Below are 10,807 nucleotides of genomic sequence, written 5' to 3'. Positions count from 1 at the left end.
GATACTTAGCTGAGGCTCTTAATTTCATTCACCATAAAGTAATTGGTTCGCCAAATTACACCCTGAGGGGAATGGACTCTACATCTTTAAATAACGATTCCGAATTCTGATGGCTCTTGGGCTTTATCTCATAGGATGATCGGTATGAGGATTCTCTCCGAGAATGAATTCTTAACCTGATTTAAGTGGCGAGTAACAAAATATATAAGCGGATTCATTCCCTTCATATTTATCGAAAGGTTACGAATTGGTATGAGTGAGCAAGGACAGTATCAAAAAAGGTTCCTTAAATTGATTCCCCGTGAAGAGGCTCTGCGCAGAGTACTCAACGCATTGGAGTTGAAACCGATAGGTTATGAAAGTATAGCGGTAGAGGAATCCTTGGGGCGCATACTGGCGGAGGATATAATATCTGATAGAGATATCCCTCCATATAATCAGGCTTCGATGGATGGTTATGCCGTCAGATCGAGCGATGTAGCTGAAGCCTCTTTTGAGAAGCCAAGTAGATTGAAAGTTCTTACGAAGCTCTTTCCGTCGAGCTTTCACATGGCAGGGGTTTTAAATGAAGGAGAAGCGATGTATGTCGCTAGTGGTGCACCTCTTCCCTTAGGAGCAGATGCAGTAGTCAGGGTAGAGAATGCGAAGGTTATCGATGAATGGATCGAAGTTTATGAACCGATCGAGCCATGGAGGAATGTAACTCGCATCGGGCAAGATGTAAGGAAGGGTGAGGTGGTTTTGAAGAAGGGTCATGTACTCACGCCACGAGATATAGGTGTTCTTACTATGTTGGGGGTTAAGAAGGTTCTTGTGGTGAGAAAGTTAAAGGTGGCGATCATCTCAGTGGGAGATGAGTTGACCGAATCGTGGCAGGGAGATCCCGGTAAGGTCGTGATCAGTAATACATACATGGTTTCTCAAATGATATCTGATTTCGGTGCAATCCCGATTGTGATGGGGGTCGTGCCTGACAACCCTGAAGAAATCGCCAAAAAGATAATTGAAGCCTTGAAGGGAGCAGATATTGTGCTAACGATAGGTGGATGCTCGATCGGTCTTAACGATTTCGTTCCAGATGCTATAAACTCCATAGGAAAGCCCGGTATAGTGTTCCATGGAATCACCACCGCACCCGGCAGGGTATCTGGCGTGGGTGTAATTTCGAACAAGCCTGTGGTTATGGTACCCGGATACGCAGTATCTGCCTTGGCATGCTTCTACTTCTTCGTGATACCATTATTAAATGGTCTGAGTGGGCTCGATCCGTACGGCAGCCCTCCAGTTTTAGAGGCTCGGCTTTTAGATGATGTGATCGCCAAGCCGGGACTGGACCTCTTCCTTCTGTTAAGGATCAGCTTTAATAAAGGGTACGAGGCTGAGCCCATCTATGGCCCTTCAAGTTCCGCGAACGATCTGGCCAGAGCTAATGGTTATACGATCGTTCGAGCCGGAAGTAAACTGATGAAAGGAGAGACGATCAGAGCGTATCTGTTCAGTTTTAGTGAATTGAGAAACTTGAACTTTAGGTTGTAAATTTGGTAAGAGTAATAGCCGTCGTTGGGAGGAGTGGTTCGGGCAAGACTACAACCATTGAATTTCTTATCTCAAATTTAACCGCTGAAGGGTTCAAGATCGGCTCGATCAAGCACATTCACCTCCCCGGTTTCACCATCGATAAGAAGGGAAAGGATACTTGGAGGCATGCACGTGCTGGGGCGAGGATCGTAGCCGCACTCTCGCCGAGTGAAGTGGTGATTATAAAGAAGTTAAGTGAGTCAAAGTACGGCTTAGAGGATTTAATTCGCCTATTTGAGAGTGAAGGGCTCGATGTAATAATTCTGGAAGGTTTTCACTCACTCATAGCGAATAGAGGAGATGTCGATAAAATCATCGTAGCCGAAACAGAGAAGGATCTCAATGCGATTCTCGAAGGTACCGTCCCACCGATCCTTGCAGTTACGGGCCGTGTATCGAAGAAGAAGAGAGAATTGTCCAATCTAGGATTTCCGATTCTCGATCTTTACAAAGAAGGAGATAGATTGTACAGCATCGTTAAAGAGAGGTTGTTAAAACATGAGGTAAGGTAATTTGAGCCCTCACCCTTTGAATGATTGTATATAAATAAATGTTCGACACCCTTCGCCAGAATCGTCAAGAATAACACTCCCATTCTGTTTCGGTCTATTTACCCTAGCCATCTTTTTTCATATTACATATGAAAATGGTAATTTCTTTTGAAAAGAGTTTCAATTTAGCGAATTTTGAAAATTTGAAGATATAGATGGAGAAGATTTTTAAAGAAAAAAGAAGATTAGTATTATTGTTGTGCATATTGGATGCTTATACGGAGAGTTGAGTTAAAAGATCTTCAAACATTCGTTAAACTTTACGAGCTATCGTATAGAGGACTTGAGGAATATGCGTACATCAAAGATAAGGATATAAGGGATTATTTTAAATGGCTCTTCAAAAGAGATTCGGAAGGATTCCTCACGATAGAATTGGATGGTCCGATAGCCTTCATAGCATGTGATACCAATTGGTTCAGCCCCCTTGAATACGAGGTTTTGGGCGAAATTCATGAGATATTCGTTCATCCAGACTATAGAAGAATATGCATCGGGAGTACTCTACTCGATAAGGCAATAAAGTATGCAAGAGATAAAGGGAGGAGGATCGTAGGTCTATGGGTTGGTGTAAAGAATCTCGTTGCGAAGGAGTTTTATAAAAAGAAGGGATTTATTGAAAAAGAATCGATCGGGAAATGGACAAGAATGATCAAGATATTGAATACTTAAACATCAATTCTTCGATTTTGATTCTATCTATAAAAAAGAGGAGGAGAAGATCAATTTTTGAAGGAAATTATTCTAAAATCTGGATCGATTTTATAAAATTTAGAATTTTTAGAGCTATGGTTCTGGCCACTCCTTCTCTGCTTCTTCTATGTCTTTGTACACATCGATAGACTTCCAGAAGCAATTAGGGTATTTTACAGCTTTCAACTTCCCTTCCGCTGCCAACTTCGGAAAGGCCGTGAACTCTATACCACCTCCTTTCTCCAAATAATCAAAGATACTGGGCGTTAAGCAGTATACACCCGCATTGATCCAATATTCATGTAATACTGGCTTCTCTCTAAATCTATGCACATGCCCTTCATCGTCTACATCCACTATACCATACGGGGACCTTAACGGTACTAGGGCGATCACGCCCACACATCCAGATAGATTCTTTAAAAGCTCCATCGGGTTAAGATTCGTTATTACATCACCATTGAGTGCGAAGAAGTAATCCTCCTTCTTTAAGAAGGGCTCAGCATTCAGAATCGCTCCACCAGTACCTAGAGGTTCATCCTCTACTACGTAGCCCACTTTAATATCGAATCTACTCCCATTACCTAAAAATTCGATGATCTTCTCTTTTAAGAAGCCGAGGCATAGTATAACTTCATTTATCCCATAGCTCTTCAACCATCTTAACTGTGTCTCAAGAATCGGCCTACCCTTCACTTCGATCAATGACTTTGGCCTATCATTCGTCAGAGGTCTTAATCTCTTTCCAAACCCACCTGCTAAAATTACAGCTTTCATGACACCATAAAAGAGAGAAGAAAGGATTAATAAATTTAAAAAACAAATGAGATGGGTTGAACTGATGAGTGAACTGAGATCTCTACAACCCTACATCAATGCCTTATAGTTACACAGACTCTATAGCATCCTTCAACTTGATCTGAACTGGGCCTAACTTCCCTCCAAAATTCACTGCAGAGATCCTTACTACACCGGGCACACTTACTGCAGCCTTTATCCCTTTACCAGTAGCTTTCTTTACCAGATCCGGGTTCAACCCATTGAATACCAGTTCGTAGATCGAGTTCACATTCTCTGGAACCTTTGAATCGGCGATGGCACCCCTTAATCTGGGGCAGAATGGATGGTTCGTAGATGCAGGTAGCTTATACTTCATCGATCCCACCTTAGAACCAGATCTGCAGATCCCGCCAGGGAATGTGAGTACTACACCGGGTACCGTATGTATGGCATCGACAGCCTTGGTCGCGGCTTCTAGCGCTGCCTTTTGATCCTTAGCCATAATTATGATATTACCACCAGCAACCGCCCTTCTCACACCGAATCGATCCTCGATGATAAATTCACCCTCCATCACCGGTATCCTCCAAACCTTCCTACCACCTATTTCATCCTTAACTTGGAAGCCATCACCGAACATACTCACAGCCCTACCAACTTTGATTCTCTTCTTAGCATCGGGTAAACCATCGAACGCTGCCGTAGTTGGGCATGTGAGTATACATTGGCCTATACGAAAGATCATCTGGCTCTTTAGTTCTACACCACCACGGTGGTAGATTTGAATCATCCTACCGGGTCTATTGTCTGGGGTCTGATCCGGTTTTATGGGCACACCCTCCACACCAGCTTCAGCGGGTGACATGATGATGGATGAGCCGAAGCCCGTAGCCCATCGGGCTGCGATCATCGCCCATTCGTCACTTTCAGCAGTGATCAAAACTCTACCTACGAGCATCGGGAAGGCTTCAGCGAATGTATCCTCAACCTCCACCCCATTAACAAAGAATGAACTCATACCAAATCTTGATACATAGCCAATATAAAGGTTTTAACTCATTATAGACATTATAGTATATGGTTAGAATTATCAAAAACAAGATTAAAGTTAATCATTTTGCTTGTAATTGTGGCTAAACTTCAGATTAAAAGCCTTCTCTATGATCATCTTTAGTATCTTTAAAAGGGTATAATTCATAAGTGAATCGATCATCCGAAATCATCTTAATTACAAGCTTTGCCTTCATACCTATCTTAACCTCTTCTGGCCTCATACCCGTTAACCGTGCGAGGATCCTGATGCCTTCCTTCAACCTCCCGATAGCTATGATGTAGGGCGGATCTCTCTGAAAGGTTAAAGGCTTTGTAGTGACGTATGTAAAGGTTTCGATCGTAGCCTCGTTACTAAGCTCTATCCATTCCATTTCAGAATTTAAACAATTCGAACAATCTGCAACGGGTGGGAAATGAACCGTACCACACCTTTTACACTTCGTCGTTACGAGCTTACCTTGCTTCAACCCCTCCAAAAAACTTATGAGCCTTTTTACGGGAATTTCATAAACGATCTTTAACTCTCTAGATCTTATAGTGGGCTCCGTACTTTCGATCATCCGATCTACCTCCTCAGTATCGTAACATAGCAGTATTGTCCAGTACCACCTACGTTGTGAGCTAGAGCTACATAGTTCTTCATCGGTACCTGCCTCCCCTCCTTCGTAACTTCTTCTCTAAGTTGTCGTGTGAGTTCATATATCATGGAGCAGCCCGTAGCACCTATCGGATGGCCTTTAGCCTTTAAGCCACCATCCACATTTACAGGGATCTTCCCCCCTATTTCGGTCTGGCCCTCACGAATGAGCCTCCTACCTTCACCCTTCTTACAGAATCCTAAATCTTCATAGGCCATAATTTCAGCGATGGTAAAGCAATCGTGGACTTCAGCAACATCGATCTGCTCAGGGCTCACCTTCGCCATCCTATAGGCTCTTTGTGATGCGATGACCGTAGATTCTAAGCCTACGTAACTGGATCGCTTATTGATACTTGCCTTTTCAGAAGCGAAGCCTATAGCTGCGATCCATATGGGTGTATCGATGCCCAACTCTCTAACCTTATCCTCAGATGCTAAGATGATCGATGTGGCACCATCGGATATGGGGCAACAGTCAAGGAGTTTCAAAGGTGATGCTATTATAGGTGAGTTTAAGACTTCTTCTACCGTAACTCTTTTTTGAATGTGAGCGAGGGGGTTCATCGAGCCATACTTATGATTTTTAACAGCTACAAGGGCCAGATCCTCCTCATCCGTACCATACTTTGACATGTGGGCCCGTGCATAGAGAGCGTAGTAAGCGGGAAAGGTCATTCCGAAGTTATGGAACTCCCAAAGGTAATGGCCGGCACGCCCTATCAATTCTATTGTGAATGGTGTATCCACCTGCCACATCTTCTCAAAACCGATGGTAATAGCGACATCTACCTGTTTAGAGGCTATGGCCCAATACGCCGTTGCAAGTGCACTACCCCCACTGGCACACGCTGCTTCACATCGAAGAATACCTATACCACTCAATCCGCAGTACTCTGCAACGAGCGCTGCTGGAGTAACCTCCTCGTACCAGAGAGCAGCACCGGCCGAACCGAGCGTAAGAAGCTCTATCTCCTTCGGGCTTATACTTGCATCATCTATGGAGTGTTTGAATGCTTCAAAGATCAATTCAAGGATATTGACATCATTCCTTACACCAAACTTTGAAGAGCCTACACCGATTACCGCAACCTTCCTCAAAAGGACCACTTAGGATAATGTTACCAACAAAAGTATAAAATCAAAACCTCTTGATGAGATACTTAAGTATCGTTAACCGTTGAATTTCACTCGTCCCTTCATATATCTCGGTTACTTTCGCATCCCGATGATACCTTTCAACCCTGTACTCGCTAAAGTAACCCTTCCCCCCTAAGGTTTGAATAGCGAAATCTGTAGCTTCGACAGCCACACGACTTGCATACAGCTTTGCCATAGCTGATAACATGGGATCCATCCTATTCATATCGATGAGTTTCGCGGCCTTGTAAGTCAAGAGCCTCGCAGCCTCTACCTTTGTGGCGATCTCTGCGAGAGGGAAGCCTATAGCCTGATGGTGTAATAGTGGTTGCCCCTCAATATGCTTACCTTTAGCGTATTTGAAGGCGATTTCCCACGCACCTTGGGCCATTCCAGTAGCCTGTGCTGCAACGAATACCCTATACTTATCGAGGAAGCTCAATGCGTTGTAGAAACCCCTATTTAACTCACCAACGAGGTTCCAATCTGTAACTCTAACGTCCTTTAGTGTTACCTCACCAGTCACACAGCACCTAATACCCATCTTACCACTTTGATTTTTGACGAATAAACCCGGAGTACCCTTCTCAACAACGAATAGTGTTTCACCTTTGTAAGGAGGATTTGCATCGATATCGGTCTGGGCCAGTACTACGATAAAGTTAGCGAGTGGAGCATTCAAGATGAAGGATTTGGTACCATTTAATCGCCATTCTTTACCAAACCTCAAAGCTGTAGTCTTTATGTGGGTTATATCACTCCCAGTATCGGGTTCTGTGAATGCCGCTGATGATAGATATTCGCCTCTACAGATAGGGGGCAAGTACCTCTCTTTCTGCTCTTCGGTTCCATAGGTTAGGATCAGATCACTCCCATAATTTCCAGTGGATACCGCCACACCGAGCGTTGAATCGGCTTTGCACATCTCTTCAACGACCAAGCAGGATTCGAAGAAACCTAGACCACGCCCACCATACTCTTTTGGTACTGAGATGCATGTTAAACCGAGTTTAGCGGCCCTTCTATAGATTTCAATGGGATACTCCTCCTTTCTTTCGAATTCGATGGCGACTTCTGGCCTAAACTCCTTCTCACAAAACTCCTTAACTTCATCCTTGATTTGAAGTTGCTCTTGTGAAAGCTCAAAATCCAAATCGATTATTCACTTAATTGTCATAGGGCTAGGAATTTTATAAACTAAATCGAATCGATATCTCTATCCTCTTCATCCTCTCATCGATGAATCGATCGTAAAAACCTCTTGATCTAAATCCTTCCATCTGAGAGGTGAAAGATAAGAAGCAATAGCATCGATGATCTCTTGCTATGCTGATATTTCCTTTATCTTATTTTGCAGATTTATAACCACATAGCATTAATTGAAATCGACTCGATTTGCTTATGAAAACCTCCTTACAACATCGATGAGCTCTTTTACCAAATCTTTATCTAATCTAACTCTTCCATTGTTAACGATCTTACACACAGATCTTCTCACCCCGATTATATCGGCACCTACTTCATACACCTTCGCCACATCTCCGATACCTAGATGCCCAGCCAGAGCCACCGTTAGACCATACTCATGCGCTTCTCTAACGAATCTTTTGAGTCGATCGGTAGTAAAGTAATGAAAGAGTCCGTTCTCATTCTTCTCTTTTACATCGATCAGGATCCCCGCACCATCGGCATTCGCAACGTACTGAGGCAACTCTAATGGATTAACGCAGCCATACTTGAAATAGTCCGCATAGCCAGCAGCGATCACCTTACTCTTATAACCTTTAAGAGATTTAGAGATGGTCTTGATCATTCTCGATGCTTCCTTTGGATTCTTTGGACCGAATAATCCCACCTTCACGTAATCTACACCACAAGAAGCAGCACCAAGGGCGGCCAAAGAAGCCGTTCCGGGAAGGTATGGTAAATCACCTATGGTAGCGCTAACTTCAGCCCTCCCTCCCACATACCTTTGAATTTCAGATAGGACCCAAGGGAAGTTTGCACCCAAAGCACCCTCCGAAGGGTTCTTCACATCGATGATATCAACATCAGCATTTAATGCATCCATCGCCTCTTTTAAATTCACAACACTTACCAAGACCTTCAATTAAAACCCTTCAAATTAGAATCCTAAATAAGTTAATTAAGGTATCGATGAGGATTGAGAAATCGATAAACCATCAATGATTGTTAGATGATATACATTCGTTTCGATCGGATGTGGTAAAATTTAATTATTATGAAAACATAATAGGTTCGTGGTCAAAAGGCGACAGAGTACACTCGTACGCTTTTTACGAAAGGTTGCAAAGACAAAACTGGTAAGCCAGACGATTTCTGAATTAGAAAGGTTTGCGGCTACGCTCAATATCGATGAACGAGAAATTATCATGCTATATTTAGAATCGAAGAATACGAAGCATAAAGATCGGTTTGCAAGCACACCTTATCAAAATAGAGTCTTACTCCTCCCCCAATGCCTACGCTCAAAAGAATGTAAGGCAGAACTTGACCAGTATGGTTATGAATGTAAAGGGTGTGGAGGTTGCGGTATAAAGGATATAAAGGGAGAGGCTGAAAGGATCGGCTACCGTGTATTTATCTTGCCCGGTGGCACCATGGTAGAGAACATATTTAAACGGTTCAAACCTCACGCATGTCTCGGTGTAGCCTGCTTAAAGGAGCTCGTGATGGGCATCTGTCTTTCAGAGAGGTTTAATATAATCCCGTTTGTGGTACCTCTTCTGCACGATGGCTGCGTAAATACCAATGTCGATTGGTTTGAGGTAAAGAAGGCATTATACCTTAATTCGACAGGATTGTCTAAATAAATTCCGCAACAGCTTTTTACCACCTAGTAACATTAGTGTGGTAGATTTGGAGATAAAGAAAGATTTTATAACTCCAAGAGACAAATATCGATCCTCTACGATTATAGAGGAAGTGATCTTAGAGAATTTTATGAGTTATGAATACGCACGGATACGTTTAAAGCCCGGATTGAATATAATCTGTGGGCCGAATGGATCTGGTAAATCTTCGATCCTCTTAGGAATAGCGGTCGCCTTAGGACAAGCGTACACGGAAAGATCTCGAAGGTTGAGCGATTTGATCAGACATGGTAAGGATGTTGCGAGAGTGAGCCTCATATTCGATAATAGAGCGAGAGATGGTAAGAGGCCCATACCGATCGGAAGATCGGATACATTCATGCTCTCCCGATACCTAAAGTCTGATGGCTCTTATTGGTACGAAGCAGATTACCGTGAAGTCAGTAAGAATGATGTGAGGAGGTTGCTCGAAAGATTCGGTATTCACCCTGATAATCTATTGATCATCATGCACCAAGGGATGATCGAAGAGTTCGCGACGATGTCCCCTCAGGAGAAGTTAAAGATGGTCGAAGAGTCCGTAGGTTTTCGTGAGTATCGTGAAAGGATAAGTGATGCAGAGGCGAAGTTATCTGGATTGATAAGTGAAGAGAGATCCTTGATACAGATTCTCGATACTGCGAGCCAGACTTTGGATTACTGGAAGAGTGTATACGATAAGTATCTACTGAAGAAGGGTCTGAAGGAGAGGAAGGAGTACCTTGAGAGAGAGTACGTGTGGGCCCAGGCGTTAAAGTATGAACGTACGCTTGAGTCTTTAAAATCGAAACTCACCACCCATGAGAGGATCCTTGAGGATTTAAAGAATCAGATAGAAAGGGTCGGGGAGAGTGTGCAGAAAATCCGGCAGAATCTATCGAACCTTCAGACTCAATTGAGAAAACTTTACTTCTCACTATTAAGGTTGGAGAAGGAGAAGGCTGTTGGAGAGACGTGGATCAAAGTTTCAAGTGAATTACAAGGCCGAATAGTGAATCTTGAAGAATCTCTACAGAAGATCCTAATCCAAATACCGATCGAATCGGGCAAAGATCTTCAAAACTTGATTCCACATTTCACGTATATAGTGAGTTTAATGAACGATAAGATGGAGGAATTTAGAAGAAAGTCATCAGAATTGAATAAAGAGATTTTAGAGCATCAAGCAGAGCTGAACGATCTAGACAAGAAGATAGAGTCTGAGATCGAGAAGTATGTATCCAACCGTGTAGAGGAAGCCATATTAAACTTTAAGAAGAAGACGGTGGAGCATGAGATTGCAGGGATCAAAAGGTCGATAAGTGATGTAGAGTCGAGCCTAGCCCAATTATCAACTCAATTGGAAAGGGCAGCACCTCGCATCGAAACCGAGAGGACAGTTACAGAGATTGCTGAAGAGATCAAGTTGGTAAATGCACATCTAGAGAGTCTGGGCGATGTACCAGAGGATGCTGTGGAGATTTATGAGAGTTATTCGAAGAATTATGAAGAATTGAAGTCGA

Annotated in this window: 11 protein-coding genes; 5 read left to right on the top strand and 6 right to left on the bottom strand. The window is 43.1% G+C overall.

Going from position 1 to position 10,807, the window contains the following annotated elements; all coding sequences use genetic code 11:
* Window positions 1-252 precede the first annotated feature (252 nt).
* The 3 genes from NZ896_03470 (at window position 253) to NZ896_03460 (ending at window position 2,801) form a co-directional block, all read left to right on the top strand.
* The gene (locus NZ896_03470) at window positions 253-1,536 is read left to right on the top strand and encodes a molybdopterin molybdotransferase MoeA (protein ID MCS7116511.1); all 1,284 of its coding nucleotides are present in this window, start codon (window positions 253-255) and stop codon (window positions 1,534-1,536) included.
* A 2-nt stretch (window positions 1,537-1,538) separates the two neighbouring features.
* The gene (gene mobB / locus NZ896_03465; protein MCS7116510.1) at window positions 1,539-2,090 is read left to right on the top strand and encodes a molybdopterin-guanine dinucleotide biosynthesis protein B; all 552 of its coding nucleotides are present in this window, start codon (window positions 1,539-1,541) and stop codon (window positions 2,088-2,090) included.
* A 249-nt stretch (window positions 2,091-2,339) separates the two neighbouring features.
* Window positions 2,340-2,801 (top strand): GNAT family N-acetyltransferase, encoded by a 462-nt coding sequence (locus NZ896_03460; GenBank protein ID MCS7116509.1) that lies wholly within the window; start codon window positions 2,340-2,342, stop codon window positions 2,799-2,801.
* A gap of 114 nt (window positions 2,802-2,915) precedes the next feature.
* Here NZ896_03460 and NZ896_03455 read toward each other — a convergent pair whose 3' ends face one another.
* From NZ896_03455 to NZ896_03430, 6 genes are all read right to left on the bottom strand, one after another.
* Window positions 2,916-3,599, bottom strand: a complete 684-nt coding sequence (locus tag NZ896_03455; protein MCS7116508.1) for a nucleotidyltransferase family protein — start codon at window positions 3,597-3,599, stop codon at window positions 2,916-2,918.
* Window positions 3,600-3,708: 109 nt separating this feature from the next.
* Window positions 3,709-4,620, bottom strand: a complete 912-nt coding sequence (fhcD, locus tag NZ896_03450) for a formylmethanofuran--tetrahydromethanopterin N-formyltransferase (protein MCS7116507.1) — start codon at window positions 4,618-4,620, stop codon at window positions 3,709-3,711.
* Between the two features lie 127 nt (window positions 4,621-4,747).
* Entirely contained in the window at window positions 4,748-5,215 is a 468-nt protein-coding gene (locus tag NZ896_03445) for a Zn-ribbon domain-containing OB-fold protein (GenBank protein ID MCS7116506.1), read from the bottom strand.
* A gap of 5 nt (window positions 5,216-5,220) precedes the next feature.
* Window positions 5,221-6,393: a thiolase domain-containing protein gene (locus NZ896_03440; protein MCS7116505.1), complete on the bottom strand. Its 1,173-nt coding sequence runs from the start codon at window positions 6,391-6,393 to the stop codon at window positions 5,221-5,223.
* Window positions 6,394-6,433: 40 nt separating this feature from the next.
* Complete coding sequence (locus NZ896_03435; GenBank protein ID MCS7116504.1) at window positions 6,434-7,585, bottom strand: acyl-CoA dehydrogenase family protein; 1,152 nt, start codon at window positions 7,583-7,585, stop codon at window positions 6,434-6,436.
* A 246-nt stretch (window positions 7,586-7,831) separates the two neighbouring features.
* Window positions 7,832-8,542, bottom strand: a complete 711-nt coding sequence (locus NZ896_03430; GenBank protein MCS7116503.1) for a (5-formylfuran-3-yl)methyl phosphate synthase — start codon at window positions 8,540-8,542, stop codon at window positions 7,832-7,834.
* A 151-nt stretch (window positions 8,543-8,693) separates the two neighbouring features.
* On the opposite strand from NZ896_03430, the gene NZ896_03425 reads away from it, so the two are divergent.
* Both NZ896_03425 and NZ896_03420 read left to right on the top strand, forming a co-directional pair.
* Complete coding sequence (locus NZ896_03425) at window positions 8,694-9,266, top strand: DUF116 domain-containing protein (GenBank protein MCS7116502.1); 573 nt, start codon at window positions 8,694-8,696, stop codon at window positions 9,264-9,266.
* 46 nt (window positions 9,267-9,312) lie between these two features.
* Window positions 9,313-10,807: AAA family ATPase (locus tag NZ896_03420; protein ID MCS7116501.1), on the top strand; the 1,495-nt coding region annotated here is incomplete at its 3' end.

The sequence above is a fragment of the Nitrososphaerales archaeon genome, assembly GCA_025058425.1.
Lineage (GTDB): Archaea > Thermoproteota > Nitrososphaeria > Nitrososphaerales > JANXEG01 > JANXEG01.
Note: the sequence above shows the minus strand (reverse complement) of the source record. Positions and strands in the feature narration are given on the sequence as shown.